Consider the following 24,421-nt stretch of genomic DNA (forward strand, 5'->3'; position numbering starts at 1 on the left):
CTTGGGATCGTTCACGCGCCCGCATGGAGATACGCCGCCCACAGGGAGGGAGTCGCGGGATACCGGTCGCGTACCTGCCGGATCGTGGCGTGCAGGGCGGCCGCGGACCGGTCGGGGGCGAGGGTGCCGGGTGGGCCGGGCGCCAAGTGGGTGTAGAAGGACTCGGCGATCTCGGCCGCGAGGCGGTCGTCGATGGGCCACAGGGTTCCGACGACGTGGGGGAAGCCGGCGAGCTGGAAGGCGCTGGTGAGGTGGATGGCCTCGTCGCGCAGCCGACCGTCGCCCGGGTTCGCGGTGCTGCAGGCCGACAGGTAGGCCAGATGCGCCCGGTCCAGGTCGACCTGGGCGAGGGCGGAGACCGTCAGCGGTGCGGTGGCGTGGTCGTGCAGGAGCAGCCCGCTCCGTGAGGGATCCGCGCTGTCACTGGTGCCGTGGCAGGCGAAGTGCGCGATACCGGACTGCGGCAGCTGAGCCAGGACACGGGCGGTGGTGGGGGTGCCGATCGCGGGCGGTGTGCGCGCGTCGCCGGCGGCGTGCGCGCGGGCGGGACCGGTGAGCTGGACCGGGCCGTGCAGAAGTGCCCGTATGCGGCGGACCTCTTCGGAGACGTGGTGCAGAGGGGCATGGCCCGGAGTGGCGGGCATGGCGACGATGAGGGAACGGGAGTGGGCGAGGGGCCGGGGCCGGCGGGCGCGGGCGTGGCGCAGGGCGCGGACGGTGGGCGTGTAGGAGGAGACCACCCGGTCGAGTGCGGTGCGCCGGAGCCCGCCGCCCGCCGGCTCGGTGTGATATCCGGCGGCGTGCAGGGGGAGTTGGCCGAGCAGCCCGCCCGGCGCCCACCACACCCGGGGCAAGCGACCGCTGCGGCCGGTGGGCGTCTCGGGGGCCGGCGCCACGCCCTGCTCGGCGAGCGCGGACAGGACGGGTTCCGCTGCGGCGTCCCACAGCCACTCCAGGATCCGGCTCAACTGCCCCTGGGCGGCGATCCGGTCGCGATCCGGCGCGGTCGCCGCGGCCAACGCCTCGTAGAACGCGCTGATGCGCTCGGTGACGGCATCGAAGGTGAGATCGGGCAGCGGACAGGACGTGATGCCGTGCCGGGTGAGCAGCAGCGCGTCGCTGCGCAGTCCGTTGACGTTGAACGTCACCACGGGCCCGTGCGCCGCCTCGGCGATCAGTTCGTCGGTGGTGGGCGCCCGGCCGAAGTCGGCGAACCCTTCGCGGGAGCGGATGGCGGCGCGTACGTCTTCCAGCTCGGCGGCAAGGAGATGGCGCTCCCGCCAGGCCGCACCGGGGTCGTAGCCGGCGGTCGCGGTGACTGCGGTGGGGTCCTGGTCGAGCCGCTCGCGCAGACTGGTGAAGCGCCGTGCCAGCTCGGGGTGGCGGTCGTGCAGCTCCGCCAAGTCGGTGCGGGTGTCGAGGGCTTGGGACAGGAGCACGGCGCGTCCGACCTCCGCGAGGCGCAGTGCGCGTGCGGCCCGTTCGCCCGCGGTGCCGCTCGTGTCGGCAAGGGCCAGGCTGATCGCTTCGGCGGCGATGCCGGAGGTGTTGCCGAGGGCGTGCTCCTGGTCGGTACGCAGGAGCCGGCGGGGCGCGATCTCAGGGAGCAGCCGCACGGCCCGGTCGATGAGATCGGCGGCATGGCCGAAGTCCAGCGGCGCCGCCAGATACGAGGCCACACGCGCGGCGCGGACGCGCAGCCAGGCAGGCGCCATGGGGTCTTCGGAAGCCTGCCGCAGCACGGTCAGCGCCTCATCGAGGTCGTCCCGCTGCTGGGTGCGGAACAGCCGCGTCCACAGGGCGGCGCCCAGATTGGACAGATACACCGAATGGCGGGGATCGCCGGCCGTAGCGGCCCGCGTGGCGGCGCGGCTCGTCTCCACCGCCTTGTCCAGGTCGCCGAGCTCCTGCGTGTGCTGGTACCGGCTCAAAAGGGTGCGGCCGAGGTTGGTCAGGCACACGGCATGAGCGGGGTCGTCCTCGGGGGTGGCCCGCACGGCCGCCCGGTTGGCCTCCTCAGCCTTGGCCAGATCCTCGAGATGTCCCGTGTGCAGGAACCGCCGCCGCATGATGATGCCAAGTGCGTCCAGGTAGGTGGTGAGACCTGGATCGTCGTACGGGGTGTCCGCGATGGCGGCCCGGCCCGCCTCCTCCGCCTCGTCCAGGTCCGCCAGCTTCCCCGAGCGATCGAATCGCTGCTCCAGTACGGAGGAGAGGCCGGCCAGGTACAAGGTGCGGTGGGGGTCGTCCGCGCGCGCCGACTCCACTGCGGCGCGCCCCGTGTCCACCGCCTCCGTCAGATCGGCCAGACCTCCCGTACGTTCGAATCGCTTGCCCAGATCGCTGCTGAGGCTGGCCAGATAGAAGGCGCGACCCGGATCGTCACCGGTGGCCGATTCCACGGCCGCGCGACCCACCTCGATCGCCTCGTCCAGGTCCGCGAGGTCCCAGGTGCGGGGGAACTGCTGCCCGGACAGGGCGGAGCTGAGATGCAGCAGGTACAAGGCGTGCCGCGGGTCGTCCGGCGCGGTGGCCGACACGGCGGCACGCGCCACCTCGATCGCCTCGTCCAGGTCGAGGGGGCTCTCCGAGTGGTGGTACCGCTCCAGCAGGGCGAGGCGCAGGTCGCACAGATAGGTGGCGCGGTCGTCGTCGTCCGGGGCGGCGCTGTCGACGGCGGTACGGCCCGCCCTGACCGCCCGGTCGATGTCCTTGAACTCACCTGTGCGTTCATGGCGTCTGGTCAGGGCGACCGCGAGGGCGTGCAGATGCCAGGCGCGCTGGGGATAGTCGTGAGGCAGCGCCCAGGTGGCGGTGTGGCTTGCTTCCTCCACCTCGTCGAGGCGGCCGAGTTCTCCGGTGCGTTCTTCTCGCTCCTGCAGCGCGAGCCCGAGAAAGGTCAGATACGAGGCGCGCTTGGGGTGCTCCGGCGGAAGGCCGTCCGTGATGTGTTCCCACTGGGCCACGGCGGACTTCAGGAGCATCGGATCCGTGGACAGCAGTGCACGGTGGAGCAGGTCTCCGGCGCTCGCGGCGGCCCGTTCGGAGACGGCGTCGAAAAGCGGTGGCGGGGGAGCGCCGGTCCCGCGGGCGTAGCAGAGGGCGAAGAACCGGACGGCCTCGTCACGGTCCTGGCCGGAGGCGGCCTCCGGCAGGGCGAGGGAACGCTGATGGTGCAGCCGGCCCAGGACATGGAGGGCGTCCGGGCCGGCCTGGCTCTCACCGACGAGCCCGGCCAGATCGTGCGCCTCGGCATGTGCCGCCGCCTCCAGGACCGCCGAGGCGTCTCCCGCCTCGGCCCGCTCCACCCGCGCCCGCACCGCGGCGAGCAGTTCCTCGCGCCGTCCCATGGATACCGCCCCCCGCAGCGTTGGCCCTGCCCTCGCCGCTCTCACCCTGTCCGTCTCAACCGACCACGATAGGCGGCAAGTTGGCGGTTTGGATCTCGTCGTGGGACTTGGATCGGGACTCGGGTCGGGACTCGGGTCGGGACTCAGGGACCGGCGTCGACGGAGACGGAGACGGGCACGGGCGCGGGTGCGGGCTTGCCGGCCGCGGACGTGTCGGCGTTGCAGGACAGGGAGCTCAGGAGGCCGAGGCCGACGATGCCGGCCATCACCGTCACGACGATCTTCCTGCCACGGGAGGTGGGCTTGCTGGGTGCGCTCACTGGGGCCTTCCGTCGGTCCGTGTGCGTCGCACCCGGTGGGGCGACTAAGCGAAATGTAAAGGCAGGGCAAAGGCGCTGTCGGGGGCCGGAAGTCCCCTTCAGTGCGGGACCTTCGGGCCGGAAGCCGTCGATGAGTCCCCGACGCGGGGCCCGCCTCCGTCCCCGTCAGCGCCTTGAGCGCGCCTGCCTGAGTACGTCAGCAAGGCCACCCGGCGGGCAGCGGCCGTCGGCCCCGGCCCGGACTCAGGGTGCCCAGGGGGAGGCGACGGACCATGTCGTGTCCTCGGTGAAGGAGGCGGGGTTGTCCCAGGCGTGTGTGCCGCCGGGGGTGGCGAGCCAGACCTCCGCGTCGATGTGGCGGACGTAGCTGCCGGGGAAGTTGGCCGACGACAGGCGCACTCCGCCGCTGCCCTGCTGCGGGCAGAAGGTGGCGTCGTCCCTGAAGAGCACGCCGGAGCCCGCCTCCCGGCGCACCCGGTGGTCGCGGTGTCGGAGGTATTCGCCCGGGTAGTTGCGGGACTCGAAGGAGTAACACAGCGGGTTTCCGAGGCCCTTGACCACCTTCCAGGTGGCGTCCCGCTTCAGCAGATCACCGCTGGCGGCGTCGACGACGTCGGTGCGCGCCAGGCCGTCGTAATGACGCAGATAGCGGTTGGTGTAGCCGGGTGTGGTCACGCGCAGCGACACATACTGGCCCACCGGCAGGGCGGCGGGCGTCGCCGGGTCGCGGGAGGCGTCGATGAGCGCGCGGTTGGCGGCGCGGACGCGTGCGGTGTCCACCTTCATGACCTGCCGGTCGTAGGTGAGCAGACCGTTGACCTCGTTCTCCACGTCGGTGGTCTCGGTGTAGACGGCGGCCGAAAGGCCCGCGGGCAGTGAGTGCGTGCGCAGCGTGCCGAGCAGTCCGGTGAACCGGTTGTTCAGGGCCGCAAGGCTCGGCTGGTCCTCGTAGCTGAAGCCGCCGCCGGGGTACCACTCGTGGCCCGGCACCTTGTAGCCGAGGCCGCCGTACTCGCCGAGTACCGCCGCACGGGAAGGACTTGGCGGGGTGTTGCCGGGGCCGACGTAGATGTGGTGGTCGACCACGTCGCCGTTGCCGCCGTCCACCGAGCCGCAGCAGTTGACGCCGCTCATGTTGTTCACGAGCCGGGACGGGTCGCGGGCCTTCACCTCGTCGGTGAGCCTGGCCTGGTCGTACTGGCCCCAGCCCTCGTTCTGGTTGACCCACATGATCAGGGCGGGGGAGCTGCGGTGCTGGTCGATGACGGCGTGGTACTCGGCCTCCCACTGGGTGCGGGCTGCGGCGTCGGGGGTCTTGCCGCTGTCCATCGACGGCATGTCCTGCCACACCAGGAGGCCCAGCTTGTCGGCCCAGTGGAACCAGCGCTGCGGTTCGACCTTGATGTGCTTGCGGACCATGTTGAAGCCGAGGTCCTTGAGCGCCTGCAGGTCGTACTTGAGGGCGGCGTCGGTGGGCGCGGTGTAGATGCCGTCCGGCCAGTAGCCCTGGTCGAGAGGGCCGGTCTGGAAGACGAACTCGCCGTTCAGGACCGGGCGTTCGACGCCCTTGACGTCCGCGAGGGCGATCGAGCGCATGCCGGCGTAGCTGCCGACGGTGTCGACGGCGCTGCCGCCCTGGAGCAGCTCGGCCTTGACGTCGTAGAGGAAGGGATCGTCGGGGGACCAAAGACGGGGCTCGGGCACGGACACGGTGAACTCGCTCCCGGTGGGCCCGGTCGCGCTGCCCACCACCGTGGCGCCGTCGGAGACCGTGACCCGGGCGGCGTGCCCGGACAGGCCCGCGCCGTGGACGGTGACCTTGAGGGCGTCGCGCTGCAGGTCGGGCACGAGATCGAGCCGGGTGATACGGGCGGGGGCGACGGGCTCCAGCCAGACGGTCTGCCACAGGCCCGATGCGGCGGTGTAGAAGATGCCGCCGCCGGGATGCGGTGCGACGTCGTTGATGCGCTGCTTGCCGACCGCCTGACCGCCGGTCTGAGTCGGGTCGTGGACCGAGACCACCAGGGTGTTGGGGGAGCCCGGGGTGAGCAGAGCGGTGATGTCGTAGCCGAAGGAGTCATAGCCGCCGCGGTGTGTCCCGCCCGCCTGGCGGCCGTTGACGCGGACCGTGGTCTCCCAGTCGGAGGCCCCGAAGTTGAGCATGACGCGGCGGCCGTCCCAGCCGGCGGGCACGGTGAAGGTGCGCCGGTACCAGAGCCGGTCACTCGCGGTCACCTTGCGCTGGATGCCGGAGAGCGAGGACTCGACGGGGAACGGTACGCGGATCTGCTCGGGGAAGTCCGTGGGCTGCCCGGCGTCGCGAGCGGTGACGGCGAAGTCCCAGATGCCGTTGAGATTGGCCCAGTCGGGGCGGGTGAGCTGGGGGCGCGGATACTCCGGCAGCGGCTGGTCGACCGGGACGTCATGGGTCCACGGGGTCGTCATCGGCGGCGGCTCGGGCTTCCAGTCGGCGGCCCGGGCGCCGGGTGCGGTGTGGATGCCCTGGGTGTCGATCGCGGCTTGGGTGCCCGATGCGGCCGCGCCCGGTGCGGAACCGAAGCCGAGGGTCAGCACGGTGCTCCGGGTCAGGGCGGCGGCGGTGAGCAGACGGCGTGATCGGGGTGCTCGGCGTGGGTTCGGCATGGGATCCCCACCTCTTTCCATCGTTGGAGAGCTGGTGCGTCCCGTACGACAGCACCGCGCGCGGCGCCGGTCCAGACCTCTCGCAGGAATTACTACGAGGCGTCGCTCAGGCGCGTCGCCTGCGCGCTGCCGATCAGTGTGTGCAGATGATCGGCCGCCGCCCGTGCGAAGGCGGGGTCGTTGATGTGGGTGGCGGATTCACAAACGGTCACGGCGCTGCCGCGCAGCCCCTCGCGCAGCGCCGTGAACAGGGCCTCGTCGAGCGGCGGGTCGTGGTAGGGGCCGCCCGGCTGGCCGAGGGTGGACAGGCCGCGCAGCGGGATGTGGACGGCGGTCGGGCCGGTCGCGGCACGGAGTTTGGCGGCGACCCGGCGGCCCAGTTCCGCGCACTCCGCGCGCGTGGTGCGGATGACCGTGATGGACGGGTTGTGCACCCGGATCAGGCGGTCGGCGAAGCGTTCGGGGAGTGCGTCGAGCGGGCCGAACTTCACCATGTCCAGGGCCCCGAGGCTCACCACCTGGGGCAGTCCGGCGCGTCCGGCGGCCCGCAGCCGGTCCGGGCCCGCGGTCAGGATGCCGCCGACCAGATCGTCGGCCAGCTCGCTCAGCGTCAGATCGAGGACACCGGCGAACAGACCACGCTCGGCCAGCGTCTCCAGGGAGCGGCCGCCGGAGCCGGAGGCGTGGAAGACCAGGACCTCGTAGCCGAGTTCGGCCAGCCGTGCGCGGGCCGCGTCCACACCCGGCGTGGTGACACCGGCCATCGACGCCGCCACCAGCGGCCGCCCGCCCGCCGCCGGCTCGACCGGTTGCCGCGTGGGCCGCGCGGAGGCATAGCCCGCGGCCATCCCGGCCATCGCGTCCGCGGCGTTGGCCAGGATCGGCGCCGATATCCGGTTGATGCCGGCGATGTCGACGATGCTGTACATCATGGCGATGTCGGCCGCCCCGACATACGGCGAGACATCACCGGCGGCCATGGACGACACCATCAACTTCGGTACGCCGAGCGGCAGGGCCCGCATCGCCCGGCTCGCTATCGACGTACCGCCGCTGCCGCCGATGGCCAGGACGCCGTGCAGTCGGCCCTCCTCGTGCAGCCGCACGACGACTTCCGCCGCGCCCCTGGCCATCGCCGTCACCGCCGTCCCGCGATCGCCCTCGCTGCGCAGCCGCTCCAGGTCGGCGCCCGCCGCGGCCGCCACCGTCGCTCTGGGGACATCGGGCTCCACCCGGGGTTCCCCCACGACCCCGGCGTCGACGAGGAGCACCTCGACCCCCCGGCGCCGAAGGCGCTCTTTCAGCCAGCCGTATTCGTCGCCCTTGGTGTCCAGCGTCCCGACAAGCACAACGGTCGTCATATTCACTAGTGTTCGCGCTGGTCGCGGCCACGACAAGGTGCATCGCCATCACAAAATGACCGGGACGGGAAGACGGCGGCACGCCAACTTCCGGGTAACGAACGGGTTTTGACGGCCGAGCGCCCGGAACGGACCGGCGCGTCGGCCGTACGCGCCGGGCGCACCCGGCTCGCTCGTACCGGCGCGACGTCCGCTGTGGGGGTGCGGCGCGGGGGTATCGGCGCGGGTGCCGTCGCGCTCAGGCGCCCGCGTGGAGGTAGGCCGCCCACAGGGAGGGGGTCGCCGGGTAGCGGTCGCGTACCGCGCGGATGGTGTGGTGCAGGGCGACGGCGGACCGGCCGGGGTCGGGGGACCTCGGCGTCCCGGTGCTCAGGTGGAGGTAGAAGGACTCGGCGATCTCGGCCGCGAGCCGGTCGTCGATCGGCCACAGAGTCCCCACCACATGCGGGAAACCCGCCAGTTGGAAGGCGCTGGTCAGGTGGATGGCCTCGTCGAGCAGAAGCGGGTTGCGGACCGCCGCGGTGCTGCACGCCGACAGATAGGCCAGCTGCGCGCGGTCCAGATCGGTACGGGCGAGCGCGGCGACGGTCAACGGCGTGGTGGCGTGGTCGTGCAGCAGCAGCCGGCTGCGCGAGGGGTCCGTGCGGTCGTCGGCGCCGTGGCAGGCGAAGTGGGCGATGGCGCACTGCGGCAGCCGGGCGAGGACACCGGCCGTCGTCGGGATGTCACCGTCGGCCGCGTTCATCTGGCCGTCCCCGGATGCTTCTAACGTGGGTGCGGCGCCGGTGAGTTGGAGCGGATGGTGCAGCAGCGCCCGGACGCGGCGGGCCTCTTCCGGTACGTGCGGCAGCGGGCTCCGGCCGGGCGTGGTCGGCATGGCCACGATCAGGGACTGGGAGTCGCTCGCGGGCCGGGGCCGCCGTGCGCGCGCGTGGTGCAGGGTGCGGATGGTGGGGGTGTACGACGAGACCACCCGGTCCATGACGGTACGGCGCCGCGGGCCGGGGTCGGTGTGGTGTCCGGCGGCGTGCAGGGGCAACTGCCCGAGCAGTCCGCCCGGCGCCCACCACACCCGCGGCAGCGGCTCACCGTCGTCGCCCTGAGGCTCCGTCAGATCCAGTGCGGCCAGGACGGGTTCGGCCGCCGCCTCCCACAGCCAGGCGAGCACACCGGACAGCTCCCGCTGCGCGCCGATCCGGTCACCGGCCGGCGCCGTCGCCTCCGCGAGCGCGCGATGGAAGGTGTTGCTCCGCTCGACTACCGCACTGCGTGTGAGCGCGGGCAGCGGGAGCGCGCTGACGCCGTCCCGGGTGAGCAGCAGGGCGTCGCTGCGGTAGTGGCTGACATTGAACGTCACCACGGGGCCGTGCACCGCTTCGGCCATCAGCGTGTCGAGGCTCGGCGGCAGACCGAAGTCGGCGAAGCCCGTACAGGCGCGGATACGGCCGATGACTTCCTCAAGCTCCGTGGCGAAACGGTGCCGCTCACGTCCGGCCCCCGAGAACCGGCGGCCGCCGCTTGTGCTCGCGCTGTGCGCGAATCCGTGGCTGTTGGTCGTGTTTCCGGTCCCGGCCGAGCTCTGGCCGCCGGCCGTGCTCCCGGTGTCCGTCAGGTCGTGCCCGCCGGACGCGCCCCCGGTCGTCCCGCCCTCCTCGTCGAGCCGCTCGCGGAGGTGGACGAAGCGCTCGGCCAACTCCGGGTGCCGCTGCTGTAGTTCGGTCAGATCGCTGCGGGCGTCGAGGGCCTGGGAGAGCAGTACGGCGCGCCCGGCCTCCGCCATGCGCAGTGCCCGTACCGCCCGCTCCCGCGCGTCGCCCTCGGTGTCCGCGAGTGCCAGTGCGGTCGCGTCGGCGGCGAGGCCCGCGGTGCTGCTGCCGAGTACGTGCTGCTGGTCGCTGCGGCGCAGCCGGCGCCCCGCCACCTCCGGCAGTGTGCGGACCGCCTTCTCGAGGAGCGCGGCGGCGAGCGAGGGCTGCGCGGAAGCCGCGAGGTCCGCGGCCACCCGGGCGGCCCCGATGCGTCGGCGCGGTGACGTGGCCGTGTTCTCGGTCACCTGCTCACAGACGGACAGCGCCTCGCGCAGATCCTCCGCCCGGCGCGTGAGTTCGTACCGCTTGCGCAGCGCGATGCCCAGGTCGAGCAGGCACATGGCGTGATCGGGGTGATCGGGCGGCACGCTGTCGGCGGCGGTCCGCCCGGACATGACGGCCTCGTCCAGGTCCGCGGGGTCGCCGGTCAGCTCGAAGCGCTCCCGCAGGACGGACGCGAAGTTGGTCAGGCGCAGAGCGTGGTCGGGATGGTCGCCCGGGGTGGCCCGGACGGTGGCACGGCCGGCCTCGACGGACGCGTCCAGATCCACCAGGTCCCTTGTGCTGTGGAACCGCGTTCTCAGGACGGTGCCTAGGTTGTTCAGGCAGACCGCGAGGACGGGGTGCCCCTCGGGATGGGCCCTTACGGCGGCGCGGCAGGCCTCCACCGCCGTGTCCAGGAGCCGTGCGTCGCCCGTGCGTCCGTACTTGTCCCGCAGGGCGAGGCCCAGGTTGGTCAGCCCGGCCCCGCGGTCGGGGTGGTCCTTCGGCATGGATCCGGTGGCGGCACGGCCCGCCTCGATGGCCTCGTCGAGGTCGGTGAGATCTCCCGTACGTGCGAACCGGGTCCGCAAGGAGTCGCCGAGGTTGTGCAGGGCCGGGACCGACGGCCGGCCCTGAGGGGCGGACCGGACGGCGGCGCGGTACAGCTCGATGGCCTCGTCCAGGTCGGCCAGGCTTCCGCTGCGCTCGAACCTGCCGTGCAGCGCGAGGCCGAGATTGGTGAGGCAGCCGACGCGCTGGGGGTCGTCGGGCCTGACGAGCCCCGCGGCGGTACGGCACACCTCGATCACCTCGTTCAGATGGGCGAGGTCTCCCGTACGCGCGAATCGCTGATGCAGGACGATCCCGAGGTCGGCCAGGCGGGCGTAGTGCCCGGGGGCCGCCCGGACCGCGGCGCGGGCCGCTGCCAGTGCCTCGGCGAGGTCGTCGGGGTCGTCCTTGAGCTCGAATCGCCGGCCCAGGAGGACGCCGAGGCGGGACAGCGGAACGGCCGCGTCGCGGTGGCCCGTCTGAACCGTCCCGGCGGCGGTACGGGACAGCTCGATCGCCTCGTCCAGGTCCTGCCAAGTGCCCTTGCGCGTGGACCGCGTGTCCAGGGTCCTGCTGAGGTTGACCAGACACAGGGCGCGGTCCGGGTGCCCGGGCGGTGCGGCCTCGACGGCGGCACGGCCCACGGCCACGGCCTCGTCGAGGTCCGCCGGATCATCCGTCTGCTCGAACCGCTCCTCCAGGACGAGGCTGAGGTTGGAAAGACGCCCGGCGTGCCCGCGGTCGTCTGCGGAGGCGGTGCCGACGGCGGCACGGGCCGACTCGACGCCCTCCGCCAGATCCCGCGGGTCCTGTGTGTGGGCGAACCGCGTACGCAGCATGTTGCCGAGGTTCGACAGGCTCGCGGCCCGGTCGGCGTGACCGGGCGGTGTGGCCCGGAGGGCGGCGCGGCCGGTCGTGATGGCTTCGTCGAGGTCCCGTGGCTCCTTCGTACGGTCGTGGCGCTGGTAGAGAAGACCGCTCAGCAACTGCTGGTGTTCGGCGTGATCGGGGTGGCCGGGGGGAGCGGCCTCGACGGCTTGGCGGGCGCAGCTCACGGCCTCGTCCAGGTCCGCCGGATCCTGGGTGCGTATGTACCGACTGCGCAGTGCGCGGCGCAGGTTGGACAGGACATCGGCCCGCTGGGGATGCCCCTGGGGCTCGGCCTGCACGGCGGCGCGGCCCGCCTCCACGGCCTCGTCCAGGACCGCCGGATCCTCCGAGTGGTCGTAGAGGTCCCTGAGGACGACGCAGAGATTCGAAAGCAGCCCGGGGTGGTCGGGGTGCTCCGGCGGCACGGACCCGGCGGCGGCGCGGTTCACCTCGACCGCCTCCTCCAGATCGGCCGTGTCACCGCCGTGGGCGAACCGGGTGCGCAGGACGGTGCCGAGATTGGACAGGCACCCCGCGCGGTTGGCGTCCCCGGGCGGCACGGCGTGCAGTGCGGCCCGGGCGGCCGTCGCGGCCTCGTCCAGATCGGCCGGATCTCCGCTGCGCTCGAACCGGGTCTGCAGGGCCCCGGCGAGCGCGGACTGCCAGGCGACATAACCGGAATGACTGTCGCCGACGCTGCCCGCGATACGCCGCCACAGGGTCACGGCGGTCGAGAGCAGCGCCGGATCGGCGCCGGTGGCGCAGGCGCGCTGGAAGACTTGCCGTGCGGTGGGGGCGGCGCGCTGGGCGAGCTGCGGGTACAGCGACGCCGGGATGCCGCCCGCACCGGCGATGAAGGGCGGCAGGAAGTACCGCAGCGCGGCCTCGCGGTCCGGCCCGGCGTCCGCGGCGGGCAGCGCGTTCGCACGCAGCAGGTGAAAGCAGCCCAGGGCGTAACCGGCCGCCAAGTCCCGCGCGCCGTCCATGAGTTGGGCGAGGCCGTGCGCCTCCGCGGTCGCGGCGGCGTCGAGCACGGTGGCGGCGACTCCCGCCTCCGCCGCCTGACGCACCCGCGCCCGTACCGCCCCGAGCAGCTGCTCCCGTGTCTCCATGCGCTCCGTCCCCCTAAGTGCCGTGCGGTCCCTCATGAAGAGCCTTGAAGCGTCATGGAGGGTGATGAAGAACGTCAATCATGAGGAGATCAGGGCCTGTTGTGCCAGCTGGGTGAGGGGTGGTTTCCGGACGAAGAGCGCTGCCTGGATCCCGCGCCGGCCGTGCGTCGATGCAGGTCAGGGGTAGTTCTGGGTTGAACCACCACATTCCCGGCACAGGTGCGACGACTTGAGCGGGTCCCGTAAACCCGGCCTGAGCAGTCCGTTCGGCAATCGGCCACCGATTATCGAACGCATCCGTCCGGTTATTGGTACATCGAGTTGGTGGTCACTCTCCGCGCAGGCAAGACTCCGTGCCGCAAGGAACACACCCGCAACGCAACGGAGTCGACTCATGAAGCACACCCTCAAGGCCCTCGGTACGACCGCCGCCGTCGCGGCCTGCCTGTTAGCCACGACGGCGGGCACGGCGCAGGCCGGGAGCGCGCCGCGCGCGGAAAGCCCGAGTCCGCAGACCAAGGGGCTCTACGCGCCCTCGGACCTGGTCCTCAGCGTCGGGTACGGCGAGGACGCCGCCACGGCCACCGTCGACCGCGCCGTCACCCTGACCTGCGCACCCCGCGCCGCCGGCAGCCACCCGGCCGCCGAAGCCGCGTGCACGGAAGTCCGCGGCGTGGGCGGGGAGTTGGCGGCACTCGTCGACACCGACCCGGGCACCGTCTGCACCAAGGAGTGGAACCCCAGGGTGATCACCGTCGCCGGTGTCTGGGAGGGCCGCACGGTCTCCTGGTCCACCACCTTCGGCAACCCGTGCGAGCTGCGCGCGGCGGTGGCGGGGAGCGCGGCGCTCGCGTTCTGAGGCACCGGTTCCGAGCGGTGACCCGGGCCTGCCCGCGTCACCGGTTCTGAGCAGAGACCTGGGCCTGCCCACGCCGACCGGGCAGGCCCAGGGCTGTGGTGCTGCTGCGGCCCGGTGGCCCGGTGGCCCGGTGGCCCGGTGGTCCGGTGGCCCGGTGGTGCTGTGGCTCGCGGGCCCGCAGGCCGGGCTGGTAGGAATCCGTATGCCAACTACTGATCTTGACCCGACGGAACGCCTGCTGGCGGAGCGTGCGTGCGAACGCCTGATCCTGGAGCTTGTCCACCGGCTCGACCTCGGAGAGCCCGGCACGATCGCGGATCTCTTCATCCCCGACGGGGTGTGGGAGTGGCCGTCCGGTGAGCGGCGTATCGAAGGGCGCCAGGCGCTGCGGGCGTACTTCGGGTCGCGGCCGGCGGATCGACTGTCCCGGCGGATGTGTACGAACATCCTGGTCACCGTCGACTCCCCCGACACCGCGTCGGCGACCACGTACTTCGCGACCTACCGAATCGACGGCCATGTGCCGGGCGCCTTGGTGCCGCCCCCGGCACCGGCGAACGTCGGCCACTACCAGGACACCTTCCGCAAGGTGAACGGCACTTGGCTCCTTGCCACCCGCACCCTTGTCCTGGCCTTCGGCGGTCCGACACGGCGTCTCGACGGTGCTCAGGGATCTGACGGATCCTGAGTCACGTCGTCCGCGGCGGCACCCTCCTCGAATGCCGCCGCGAAGCCCGCCTCGCCAAGTGCCGCACGTACCGCGGCCGTCACCCGGTCCACGTCCCCACGCTCGGCCGCAGGCAGCGGCGCACCCACCGAGGCGCGGCCCGAGGCCGCCGCCCCGAGCAGCCGCGCGGCGTGCTCGGCGTCACCTGCCAGCGCTCGCGCCCCTGCGAGGCCCTCCAAGGCGAGCGCGACCGCCCGTGGGTCACCGGTTTCCCGGGCCGCGGCCAGACCTTCGCGATGCAGGGACAGAGCGGTACCGGCGGCACCGCGCAGCTCGGCGACGAAGCCGAGTTCGGCCAGGATCAGCGCGGTCCCGTATTCCGCGCCGAGTTGCCGGTTCCACCCGAGCCAGTTGCGCAGATACGACTCGGCGGCATCGAGCCGCCCCTGCCGCCGTGCGCCGAGCGCAAGGCCGAGCTCCGCGAACTCCTCGGCGGGCTTGTCCCCCTGCTCGACGGCAAGCCGCCGGCCCCGCTCATGCAACTCGTCGGCCCGGGCGTGCTCTCCGGTCAGCAGCGCGATCCGGCCGAGTTCGGACCAGCGCATCGACGCATCCGTCCACAGGCCCAGGTCCTCGGCGATGCGCAGCCCTTGCTCATGCTGCCGGGCGGCTTCGGCGTAGTCGCCCTCGATCTCCGCGAGCCGCCCGAGCACCGCCGTCGCCTGCAGCCCTCCCCACGCGTCACCGACCTCCTGGAAGAGCGCGAGACTCACTTCGCCCGCCCTGCGTGAGGCCGCCAGATCCCCGCACACATATGTCTGCATGCCGCGCGTGGCGAGCGCTGCCGCCCTGGCCCAGCCGTCGCCCAGGGCACGGGAGTCGGCCAGCAACCGGTCCACCAGTTCCTCACCCACCGCGAGGTCACCGAACCTGGTGACCGCGAACCCGAGGAGCCAGCCCGCCCTTGTCCGCTCGCGCGGGTCGCGGATGTCGTCGTACAGCTCAAGAGGTTTCCGGCTGCCGCGCACGGGTGTGTCCGGGGCGCCGGACAACAGACCGATCCCGGTGTGCCAGGCGAGGGTCGCGCAGAGGTCCGGGTCCTCCGGACGGTCCGCGTCCTGCGGACGGCCCGGGCCATCCGAACGGCCCGCATTCTCTGCTCGGCCCGAGCCCTCCCCACGGCCCGAGCCCTCTGCCGGGCGCAGGGACAGCACCATGGACAGACAGCGCTCGGCCTCGGTCAGGCGGCCGCGCAGAAACCAGTACCAGACCATCGCATGCACCAGGTTCCGGGCCAGCGGCCAGTCGCCGTCCGCCGCGGCCCCGTCGATCGCGCCGCGGATATTGGCGCTCTCCGCGTCCAGGCGCCGTAGCCACCGCATCTGATCGGCGCCGCGCAAGAAGGAGTCGGCCCGCTCGGCGAACGCCGCGTAATAGCGCGCGTGGACGCGCCGCACGCGTTCGTACTCACTGGCGCGCAACCGCTCCAGGCTGTACGCCGCCACCGACTCGAGCAGTCGATAGCGGGGCCCGTCGGCGTCCTGAGCGACCACGACAAGGGACCGGTCCACCAGGCGGGTCAGCAGATCCAGGATCTCGCCGGGCCGCACGCCGTCGCCGGCGCAGACCTCCTCGGCGGCCGCCAGAGTGCAGCCGTCGGAATGGACGGCGAGGCGGCGAAGCACCGTCCGCTCCGCCGCGGTCAGCAGCTCCCAGCTCCAGTCGATCATCGCGCGCAGCGTCTGCTGCCGCGCCGGGGCCTCGCGGTGTCCACCGGTGAGCAGCCTGAACCGGTCGTCGAGACGTTCCGCCAGCTCGCCCACACCCAGCACACGCAGCCGTGAGGAGGCCAGCTCAAGGGCGAGCGGAATCCCGTCGAGCCGCCTGCAGATCGAGGCCACGGCCGCGGCGTTGTCGTCGGTGAGCGCGAAACCGGGTGCGGCGGCCACGGCCCGGTCGAGGAACATCTGCACCGCGCTCGACTGCCGCAACTCAGCGGCCCGTGCCGACGCCTCGGGCAGATCGAGAGGCTGGACCGGCCAGAGCCGCTCGCCCGAAATATCCAGCGGCTCCTGGCTGGTGGCGAGAATCCGCAGGTCCGGTGCTCCGTGGAGCAGTGCCTGCGTCAGTCCGGCAGCCGCTCCGACGACATGCTCGCAGTTGTCCAGGACCAGCAGCAGACGCCGGCCGCGCACGGCGTCGGTGAGGCGGTCGAGCAGCGGGCGCGGCCGCTCGCCGGGCAGCGGGCCCGAGCCGGAGTCATCCCGGACTCCTAGCGTCGCGGCCACGACTTCCGCCAGTTTCTCGCCGGTGGCGGCGCCTCGGGAGGCGTTCGTCGCGGCGCCCCGCGACTCGCCCGTCGCGGTGTCCTGGGACTCGTCCGAGAACGTCTGCGACGCCAGCTCCACGAGCCACACCCCGTCGGCGAAGGACGCGACGAGTCCGGCCGCCACCTCCAGCGCCAAGCGGGTCTTGCCCACCCCGCCGGGCCCCGTCAGGGTCACGAGCCGATGGGACTCCACCAGGCCGCGCACCGCGTCCACGGATTCCGACCGCCCGATCAGGCCGGCGACCGGGGTGGGCAGATTGGTGCGCGGCCGCGGCGCCGCGGGCGGCGTGGGCTCGGCCCGCAGTGCCGGATCCTGACGCAGGATCTCCCGTTGCAGCGCGGCCAGTTCGGGGCCGGGCTCCAGGCCCAGGTCCTCGTCCAGGCGGTGGCGCAGATCCAGGTAGCTGTCCAGGGCCTCACTCGCGCGGCCGGCTCCGTACAGCGCACGCATATGGGCGGCGCGCAGCCGCTCACGCAGCGGATGCCGCTCCACCATGGCACCCAGCTCTCCGGCCACCAGGGCGTGCTCGCCCAACTCCAGGCGTGCCTCCGCCAGTTCCTCCTGAGTGAGCAGCCGCTGCTCCTCGAGGCGGGTGAGCGCCGCACGCGCGAATGGCTCGTCCTGGAAGTCGGCGAAGGCGGGCCCGCGCCAGAGCCCGAGGGCCTCAGTGAGTACACCGGCCCGCTCCCGGGGGTCCACAGTCGTGCGGGCCCGGGCGGCGAGTGCGGTGAAACGGCCGGCGTCCACCGCTTCGTCCGGCACCTCCAGGGCGTAGCCCAGGGCCCGGCGCCGCACGACTTCGCGTCCTCCGCCCTGCGAGAGCGCTCGGCGCAACCGCGACACCAATGTCTGCAGCGCGCCTGCGGAGTTGGCGGGCGGAGCGTCGCCCCACACCTCGTCGACGAGACGGTCCGCGGAAACCACCTGCCCCGGAACCGTGAGCAGAGCCGCGAGCAGCGAGCGCACCTTGAACTCCGGCACCCCCACCAGTTCACCGTCCTCCGACCAGACGGCCAGCGGACCCAGCACCCCGAAACGCATGCGGTCACCGTAAGCCAGCCGATCACCGGTCGGCCCGCCAGGGCTTCGCAAGCGCATCGACAGAGGACCGCAAGCCCCGCCCCGCAGTGTGTGGGCACCGGGAAACCAGGCACCGCGATTCCCTCGCAGCCCCGCAAATCCACAGCCCCGCAAACCCACAGCCCCGCAGACCCACAGCCCCGCAGACCCACTTATCAGGGAGTCATCATGAGCAAGTTCGCAGGCAAGAAGGCCGTCGTCACCGGCGGTACCCACGGTATGGGACTGGCCATCGTCAAAGCGCTCCTGGACGGAGGTGCCGAGGTTGTCCTCACAGGCCGCAACGAGAAGAAGATCGAGGAGGCGCGGACCGAGCTGAAGTCGGAATCCGCACATGTCGTCCGCTCCGACGCGGCGAGCATGGCCGACATCCGGGCTCTCGCCGACACCGTCCGGGAAAAGCTCGGACGGGTCGACTATCTCTTCGTCAACCACGGCATCGCGGAGGTACAGACCCTCGATGAGGTCACCGAGGAAGCCTGGGACCGTGCCTTCGCGGTGAACACCAAGGGCGCCTTCTTCACTGTGCAGAGCCTGTCGCCGCTGCTCGACGACGGCGGCGCGATCGTCTTCACCACGGTCGCCAACGACCTGATCTTCCCCGGCCTGGCCGCCTACTCCGGTTCCAAGGAGGCCGTGCGCGCGGTCGCCCATGTCCTGGCGGCCGAGTTCCTGCCCCGCCGGATCCGCGTGAACATCGTGGCTCCCGGTTACATCAAGACCCCCACCATGGGCGTCGCCGGGCTGACCGAGGAAGAACGCCGCGAGTTCGAGGAGCAGGGCAGCCAGACCACCCCGCTCAAGCGCAACGGCACGGTCGAAGAGGTCGCCGCGGCCGCCCTGTTCCTCGCCGCCGACGCCACCTTCAGCACCAACGTCGAGTTCCCCGTCGACGGCGGCTTCGCCCAGGGTCTGAGCGGCGCCCACTGATCCTGCGCCTCAGGGCTCCTGGGAGCCCCAAGGAGCCCTAAGGCGCCACGGGGAGCTGACGCTTGTGCTCGGTGAGGCGGTAACGGCGGACGATCGTGGTGAAGGTCCGCTCGTCCACCGGCTTGCCCTCCAGGAAGTCGTCGATGTCGTCATAGGTGACCCCGAGCGCGTCCTCGTCGGCCTTGCCGGGGTCGAGGGTTTCCAGGTCGGCCGTCGGGGTCTTCCACACCAGCTCGGCGGGCGCGCCGAGAGCGTCCGCGACGGCACGCACCCGGCGCTTGGTCAGGCCCGTCAGCGGCACCAGGTCGGCTGCGCCGTCGCCGAACTTGGTGAAGAACCCGGAAACCGCCTCGGCCGCGTGGTCGGTGCCCACGACCAGGCCGTCGTGCGCGCCGGCCACCGCGTACTGGGCGATCATGCGCTGCCGGGCCTTGATGTTGCCGTGCACGAAGTCCCGGTGGTGGGCGTCGCGGAAGGTCACACCGGCGGCCAGAGCGGCGTCGAGCGCGGCGTCGCTGGCCGGCTTGACGTCCACGGTCAGCACCCGGTCGGCCTGGATGAAGGAGAGCGCGAGCTGTGCGTCGTGCTCGTCGGCCTGGACGCCGTACGGCAGCCGCATCGCGCAGAACGACGCCTCGTACCCGGCCGCCCTGGCCCGCTCGACCGCGAGCTGGCACAGCCGGCCGGTGGTGGTGGAGTCGACGCCGCCGCTGATGCCGAGCACAAGGGAGCGCAGACCGGTGGAGGTCAGCTGCGCGGTGAGAAAGGCCACCCGGCGCTCGATCTCGTGCGCGGCCTCGAAGGCCTCGGCGACCTGCAGGTCCCGGGCGATCTCCTGCTGCAGGGCGATGGACGTCGGCTCGCTCACGTCAGCTCCTTGTTCCTGTTCACGAAGTTCTTGTTCACGGTGTTCTCGTCAATGATGTGCTTACTTGCGATGTGCCTGCTCGCGAGGTGCTGGAGATCAGCTTCGCACCCGCGGCGGGCCGGTCCGAACGAAAGCTCCCCATGCACCGACTGCCAGGACTGCACCGATCGCATCAACCGTGTGAATCACTCAAAACGCGTGAACCATGCCACTCAGGCCGCCTCAGGCGCCTGACCGCCTCCGTAGCCGCCCTCTTCCTGGTCTCCGCCTGTGCCGCCGGTTCCGGCAACGACGCCCCTTCCTCGCAGCGCCCGGACGCCGTCCGTCCGCCCCGGGCCGACATGGTCTTCGACTATCAGCTCGGCGGCCCCTACCCGCCCGACGAAGCCGTCCGGGCGGTCTCCCGCGACCGCACAGCGAAGCCCGCCCAGGGTCTGTACAACGTCTGCTACGTCAACGCCTTCCAGTCACAGCCGGGCGACGCCGTGGACTGGTGGCGAAAGCACCACCCCGAGCTGCTCCTGAAGGACGCCGACGGTTCACCGGTCGTCGACGAGGACTGGGACGAGCCCCTCCTCGATCTGTCCACCCCGGGCAAACGCCAGGCCCTGATGGAGATCGTCGGCCCCTGGATCGACGGCTGCGCCAAGGCGGGCCATGACGCCGTCGAGCCCGACAATCTCGACTCCTACGAACGCTCCGACGGCCTCCTCACCGCCGGGCATGCCGCAGCCTTCGCCGAGTTGCTCGCCGAGCGGGCCCACTCCCGCGGACTGGCCATCGCGCAGAAGAACACCACCGACCTGCTGCCCGAGCGCGACCGCATCGGATTCGACTTCGCCGTCGTCGAAGAGTGCGCGGCCTTCGACGAGTGCGGTGACTTCGCCGACGCCTACGACGACAAGGTGTTCGCCGTCGAGTACACGCGCAAGGACTACGCCGCCGCCTGCCGCACCTGGGGCCCGCGCCTCTCCGTGACCCTGCGCGACCGCGACGTCAGGCCCGCGGGCACGAAGGGCCATGTCTTCACCCACTGCTGAGAGTTCAGACGGGGCTTTCGGGCGCCGCACCGGCCCCTGCCGCCCGGGCCCGACTACCCTGGGCGCCATGGCCGTCGACCTCTTCGCAGGCATCCCCGTCAACGACTACGCCCCGGCGCTCGCCTGGTACGAACGGCTCTTCGGCGCCGCTCCCGCGTTCTTCCCGCACGACACGGAAGCCGTCTGGGAACTCGCGGAACACCGGTACGTGTACATCGTCGAGCGCCCCGGACAGACCGGCAGCGCCCTGCACACCGTCCTCGTCGACGACCTCGACACGCGCGTCGCCGGGATCGCCGCCCGGGGTCTGACGCCCGTACGACGCGAGACCTTCGCGGAAGGCATGCGCAAGATCACGTACCAGGACCCGGACGGCAACGAGTTCGCTTTCGGCGGCCTCTCGGACTGACCGGAAGGCGGTGCGGGGGTGTGGGCGAGGGCTGGGAGTGGGACGAGACGCTGTTCGCGGGCACGGCCGAGTACTACGGGCGTGGGCGGCTGCCGTACGCACCCGGCCTCGCCGACGTGCTCGCCGAGGTCCTGAAGACCGACGGGCGCGGACGTCTCATCGACGTGGGATGCGGTCCGGGCACGGTCGCCCTGCGCCTGGTCCACCTTTTCGGCGAGGTCGTCGGCGTGGACCCGGACGAAGGAATGATCACCGAGGCCCGGTGTGCGGCAGCCGCGGCAGGGGCGGAGGGGAAGACGCGATGGGTGCGGGCCCGGGCCGAGGAACTGCCCGCCGGTCTCGGCACGTTCACCGTCGTGGCCTTCGCCCAGTCCTTCCACTGGATGGAGCGTGACCTGGTGGCGGCGACGGTCCGGGACATGCTCGGGCCCGGCGGCGCGCTCGTGCACATCTCGGACTTGAAGCCGGATCTGAAGCCGGACACGGAGCCGGGCTCGGAGCCGGGCACCGGGACGGACGCGGAGGCGCAGGCGGGGACGGAGAGGCGAGCCGTCGGTGGTCTGCCGCACCCGCCGGTGCCGTACACGGCCATGGAGGAACTGATCCGGCACTATCTGGGACCCGTACGGCGAGCGGGCCGCGGAGTGCTGCCGCAGGGCACACCCGGCGGTGAGGCGGAGGTGTTCGCCCGCGCGGGGTTCTCCGGTCCTGCGCGCCATGTCATCCCCGGCGGGCAGGCGCTGGAGCGTACGAGCGACGATGTCGTGGCGGGGGTGTTCTCGATGTCGTATGCGGCGCCGCACCTGTTCGGCCCGCACGTCGACGCGTTCGAGGCGGACCTGCGGAGCCTTTTGCGCTGGACGTCCCCTTCCGGCCGGTTCTCCGAACGTCCGCCCGCCACCGAGGTCTTCGTCTGGCGCACGCCCGGAGCGGGCTCGCCCCACGCGTAGGCGACTTGTCATCGCCGGGTTCCGGCAAGGCGAACTCGCTGTCGGTGCCCGCCAGGAACCTGTCAATGCCGCGTATTGAACGTGTAAGGTCCGCCGTGGCGTGCCGGGAAGTCTGGTCGGGCGATCCCGGGGACAGTCGTCTCCGGGGTCTTAGGTGACTCAGTCGAACGGGGCGTACGCCATGGTGCTCATCGCTGTCTTCGGGGTGGCACTGCTGACAGCGGTGCTGCTGTCGGGACTCGCGGCACGAACGGTGCTCTCGACCTCCCTCCTCTTCCTCGTCGGCGGGGCGATCGTCAGTGATGGCTTCCTGGGCCTCATCCATGTCACGCCCGACAGCGAGATCGTGTCCGTCACCGCCGACCTGGCGCTGTTCGCGGTGCTGTTCACCGATGGCATGCACGTCTCGTTCAAGGCACTGCGGGCCAACTGGAAGAACCCGGCCCGTGCGCTCGGCCTCGGTATGCCGCTCGCCTTCATCGGCATGGCACTGATCACGCACTACCTCGCGGGCCTGGACTGGACGACGTCCTTCCTGGTGGGTGCGGTGCTCGCGCCGACCGACCCGGTGTTCGCCTCGGCGATCGTGGGACGCAAAGAAGTGCCCTCCAAGCTGCGGCAGTTGCTCAATGTCGAGTCCGGGATCAACGACGGCCTCGCCCTGCCCGTGGTGCTCATCTTCATCGCGGCGGCAGGCCCCACGGCCGGCCACGCCGAGGCGTCCTTCGGGAAGATCGCACTGGAGCTGGTGCTCGGTCTGGGCTTCGGCGTGCTGCTGCCGCTGTTCGTGAACGGCCTCGTGCGGTTCCGGCTGCTCGGCGCGGAGCCCAAGCTGCAGCAGCTGCTGCCGCTCGCCACCGGCATCATCCTGTACGCCCTGTGCCACCTCACCCACGCCAACCCCTACCTGGCGGCCTTCTCCGCCGGAGCGGTCATCGCCGCCGTGGCCCCGGAGTCGAAGGGCGCGTTCGAGCCGCTCGGCGAAGCGCTGGCGGAGCTGGCGAAGTTCGCGGCGCTGCTGGTCTTCGGCGCGCTGCTGACCCCGCAGCTGTTCGGTGACCTGTCGGTCGGCGGATATGTCGTGGTCGTCCTGGCGATCGTTCTGATCCGTCCGGCCTCGCTGCTGCTCTCGCTGATCGGCACACGCTTCGACCGGCGCGAGAAGCTGGTGGCGGCCTGGTTCGGCCCCAAGGGCTTCGCCTCGGTGGTGTACGGGCTGCTCGTCCTGCAGGCCGGAATCCCGCAGCGCGAGGAGGCCTTCACCCTCATCGCGGTCTGCATCGCCGTGTCGATCATCGCGCACAGCAGCACCGACGTGCCGATCGCCCGGCTCTTCCACGTCGACGAGCTGGCCGGTATCCCCTCCGGCCACAGCGACGCCGGGGCGGAACACGCCACCGGCCCCGCCGCCGGGCCCGGCGCACAGACGGACGTCCCCGGCGCGCAGACGGAACCACGCAAGGACAACGGCCATGCGCGCACATGAACTCGCCGGGCCCTACCCGTCCGTGACCACGGATGACGACGCGAGGGAGGCGCCCCCTCCGCTGATGGCCCGTACGCACACACCGCTGGTCGCCGTCATCGAACGCGACGGCGACCAGGCCGGTCCGGTGGGCGCCGGCACGGCAGCCCGCCTGATGGCAGAACTCATCGGAGGATCGTGAACGACTGGCAGAGCTGGGCCGCTATCGCCGTTTTCGTCGGCGCCTACGCCCTGATCATCAGCGAGAAGATCCATCGCGTCGCCGCCGCTCTCGGCGGAGCGGCGCTGATGCTGGCGATCGGGGCGACCGACGACAAGTCGGCGTTCTACTCGGAGCATTCCGGGGTCGACTGGAACGTCATCTTCCTGCTTCTGGGGATGATGATGATCGTCGGGGTCCTCAAGAAGACCGGCATGTTCGAGTATCTGGCGATCTGGTCGGTCAAGCGGGCCCGCGCGAAACCGTTCCGGGTCATGGTCATGCTCATCGTGATCACGGCCTGCGCGTCGGCACTCCTCGACAACGTCACGACCGTGCTGCTGATCGCCCCGGTCACCTTCCTGGTGTGCGAGCGGCTCGCGCTCCCGGTCGCGCCGTTCCTGATCGCCGAGGTGCTCGCCTCGAACATCGGCGGCGCGGCCACCCTGGTCGGTGACCCGCCGAACATCATCATCGCCAGCCGGGGCGGCCTGACCTTCAACGACTTCCTGGTCCACATGGCGCCGCTGTCGGCCGTGCTGATCGTGGTGCTGATCGCGCTGTGCCGCTTCATGTTCCGCAAGACCTTCGTCCACGACGAGGCGCGCGCCGACGAGGTCATGTCCCTGGAAGAGCGCGAGGCCATCCGTAACCCGAGGCTGATGATCCAGGGCCTGATCGTCCTCGCCCTGGTGGTCACGGGCTTCGTGCTGCACCCGGTGCTCCACTACGAGCCCTCGATCGTCGCGCTGCTCGGCGCCGGACTGCTGGTGGCGGTCTCCACCGTGGAGACGGGCGAGGTCCTCGCGGAAGTCGAATGGCCCACCCTGGCCTTCTTCGCGGGCCTGTTCATCATGATCGGCGGCCTGATCGAGACAGGTGTGATCGGCGAGGTCTCCAAGTCCCTCGCGAGCGCGATCGGCGACAACGAACTGGACGGCTCGATGCTCATGCTCGGCGCCTCGGCCGGGCTCTCGGGCATCGTCGACAACATCCCCTACGTCGCCACCATGGCCCCCATCACCAGCGACCTGATCGAGGCGATGGGCGGCAGCGGCAGCCACGTCATGTGGTGGGCCCTGGCGATCGGCGCGGACCTCGGTGGCAACGCCACCGCCATCGGCGCCTCCGCCAACGTCGTCGTCCTCGGCATCGCCGAGCGCAACCGACAGCCCATCTCTTTCTGGCAGTTCACCAAGTACGGTCTGGTCGTCACCGCTGTCACCGTCGGCATCTCCCTGCTGTACGTGTGGCTGCGCTACTTCGCCCTCGCATGAACCGCGCACACACCTCGCACAAGCCCCCGCACGACCCGCGCACGAACCG

16 protein-coding genes are annotated in these 24,421 nt (G+C 71.6%); 9 read left to right on the plus strand and 7 right to left on the minus strand.

All coding sequences use genetic code 11. The features are described 5' to 3' along the window. Positions 1-11 precede the first annotated feature (11 nt). The 5 genes from ACFQVC_RS06945 to ACFQVC_RS06965 all read right to left on the minus strand — a co-directional run bounded on the left by ACFQVC_RS06945 (position 12) and on the right by ACFQVC_RS06965 (position 12,277). The gene (locus ACFQVC_RS06945; protein ID WP_381827646.1) at positions 12-3,350 is read right to left on the minus strand and encodes a CHAT domain-containing protein; all 3,339 of its coding nucleotides are present in this window, start codon (positions 3,348-3,350) and stop codon (positions 12-14) included. 143 nt (positions 3,351-3,493) lie between these two features. Beyond that, positions 3,494-3,670, minus strand: a complete 177-nt coding sequence (locus ACFQVC_RS06950) for a hypothetical protein (protein WP_381827649.1) — start codon at positions 3,668-3,670, stop codon at positions 3,494-3,496. Positions 3,671-3,913: 243 nt separating this feature from the next. Then, positions 3,914-6,313 (minus strand): AbfB domain-containing protein, encoded by a 2,400-nt coding sequence (locus ACFQVC_RS06955; protein WP_381827651.1) that lies wholly within the window; start codon positions 6,311-6,313, stop codon positions 3,914-3,916. 92 nt (positions 6,314-6,405) lie between these two features. After that, positions 6,406-7,674 carry a Tm-1-like ATP-binding domain-containing protein gene (locus ACFQVC_RS06960; protein ID WP_381827654.1) on the minus strand — a complete coding sequence of 423 codons (1,269 nt, stop codon included), beginning with the start codon at positions 7,672-7,674 and terminating at the stop codon, positions 6,406-6,408. Positions 7,675-7,912: 238 nt separating this feature from the next. Beyond that, positions 7,913-12,277, minus strand: a complete 4,365-nt coding sequence (locus ACFQVC_RS06965) for a CHAT domain-containing protein (RefSeq protein WP_381827656.1) — start codon at positions 12,275-12,277, stop codon at positions 7,913-7,915. A 394-nt stretch (positions 12,278-12,671) separates the two neighbouring features. On the opposite strand from ACFQVC_RS06965, the gene ACFQVC_RS06970 reads away from it, so the two are divergent. Continuing rightward, positions 12,672-13,136, plus strand: a complete 465-nt coding sequence (locus tag ACFQVC_RS06970; RefSeq protein ID WP_381827658.1) for a subtilase-type protease inhibitor — start codon at positions 12,672-12,674, stop codon at positions 13,134-13,136. A 202-nt stretch (positions 13,137-13,338) separates the two neighbouring features. Next, positions 13,339-13,824: a nuclear transport factor 2 family protein gene (locus ACFQVC_RS06975; RefSeq protein ID WP_381827660.1), complete on the plus strand. Its 486-nt coding sequence runs from the start codon at positions 13,339-13,341 to the stop codon at positions 13,822-13,824. Here ACFQVC_RS06975 and ACFQVC_RS06980 read toward each other — a convergent pair. Then, positions 13,803-17,174: an AfsR/SARP family transcriptional regulator gene (locus ACFQVC_RS06980; protein ID WP_381827662.1), complete on the minus strand. Its 3,372-nt coding sequence runs from the start codon at positions 17,172-17,174 to the stop codon at positions 13,803-13,805. The genes ACFQVC_RS06975 and ACFQVC_RS06980 overlap by 22 nt on opposite strands. A 207-nt stretch (positions 17,175-17,381) precedes the next feature. Between ACFQVC_RS06980 and ACFQVC_RS06985 the strand changes: the two genes are divergently transcribed. Beyond that, positions 17,382-18,143, plus strand: coding sequence for an SDR family oxidoreductase (locus ACFQVC_RS06985; protein ID WP_381827664.1), 762 nt, complete (start codon positions 17,382-17,384; stop codon positions 18,141-18,143). Between the two features lie 37 nt (positions 18,144-18,180). Here the strand turns inward: ACFQVC_RS06985 and nadE are convergent, their stop codons facing one another. Further along, on the minus strand, positions 18,181-19,011 hold the full coding sequence (gene nadE, locus ACFQVC_RS06990) for an ammonia-dependent NAD(+) synthetase (RefSeq protein WP_381827666.1): 831 nt from the start codon (positions 19,009-19,011) through the stop codon (positions 18,181-18,183). 341 nt (positions 19,012-19,352) lie between these two features. Between nadE and ACFQVC_RS06995 the strand changes: the two genes are divergently transcribed. The 6 genes from ACFQVC_RS06995 to ACFQVC_RS07020 all read left to right on the plus strand — a co-directional run bounded on the left by ACFQVC_RS06995 (position 19,353) and on the right by ACFQVC_RS07020 (position 24,372). Next, positions 19,353-20,051 (plus strand): endo alpha-1,4 polygalactosaminidase, encoded by a 699-nt coding sequence (locus ACFQVC_RS06995; protein WP_381827669.1) that lies wholly within the window; start codon positions 19,353-19,355, stop codon positions 20,049-20,051. Positions 20,052-20,118: 67 nt separating this feature from the next. Continuing rightward, positions 20,119-20,460 (plus strand): VOC family protein, encoded by a 342-nt coding sequence (locus ACFQVC_RS07000; protein WP_381827671.1) that lies wholly within the window; start codon positions 20,119-20,121, stop codon positions 20,458-20,460. 20 nt (positions 20,461-20,480) lie between these two features. Further along, entirely contained in the window at positions 20,481-21,410 is a 930-nt protein-coding gene (locus ACFQVC_RS07005) for a class I SAM-dependent methyltransferase (RefSeq protein ID WP_381827673.1), read from the plus strand. Between the two features lie 181 nt (positions 21,411-21,591). After that, entirely contained in the window at positions 21,592-22,896 is a 1,305-nt protein-coding gene (locus ACFQVC_RS07010) for a cation:proton antiporter (protein ID WP_381828288.1), read from the plus strand. Continuing rightward, the gene (locus ACFQVC_RS07015; protein ID WP_381827675.1) at positions 22,883-23,077 is read left to right on the plus strand and encodes a CBS domain-containing protein; all 195 of its coding nucleotides are present in this window, start codon (positions 22,883-22,885) and stop codon (positions 23,075-23,077) included. Before ACFQVC_RS07010 ends, ACFQVC_RS07015 begins: the two co-directional genes overlap by 14 nt. Then, entirely contained in the window at positions 23,074-24,372 is a 1,299-nt protein-coding gene (locus ACFQVC_RS07020) for an ArsB/NhaD family transporter (RefSeq protein WP_381827678.1), read from the plus strand. The genes ACFQVC_RS07015 and ACFQVC_RS07020 overlap by 4 nt, the downstream gene beginning before the upstream one ends. The last annotated feature ends 49 nt before the right edge of the window (positions 24,373-24,421 follow it).

This window comes from Streptomyces monticola (assembly GCF_042665355.1).
Taxonomy (GTDB): Bacteria; Actinomycetota; Actinomycetes; order Streptomycetales; family Streptomycetaceae; genus Streptomyces; species Streptomyces monticola.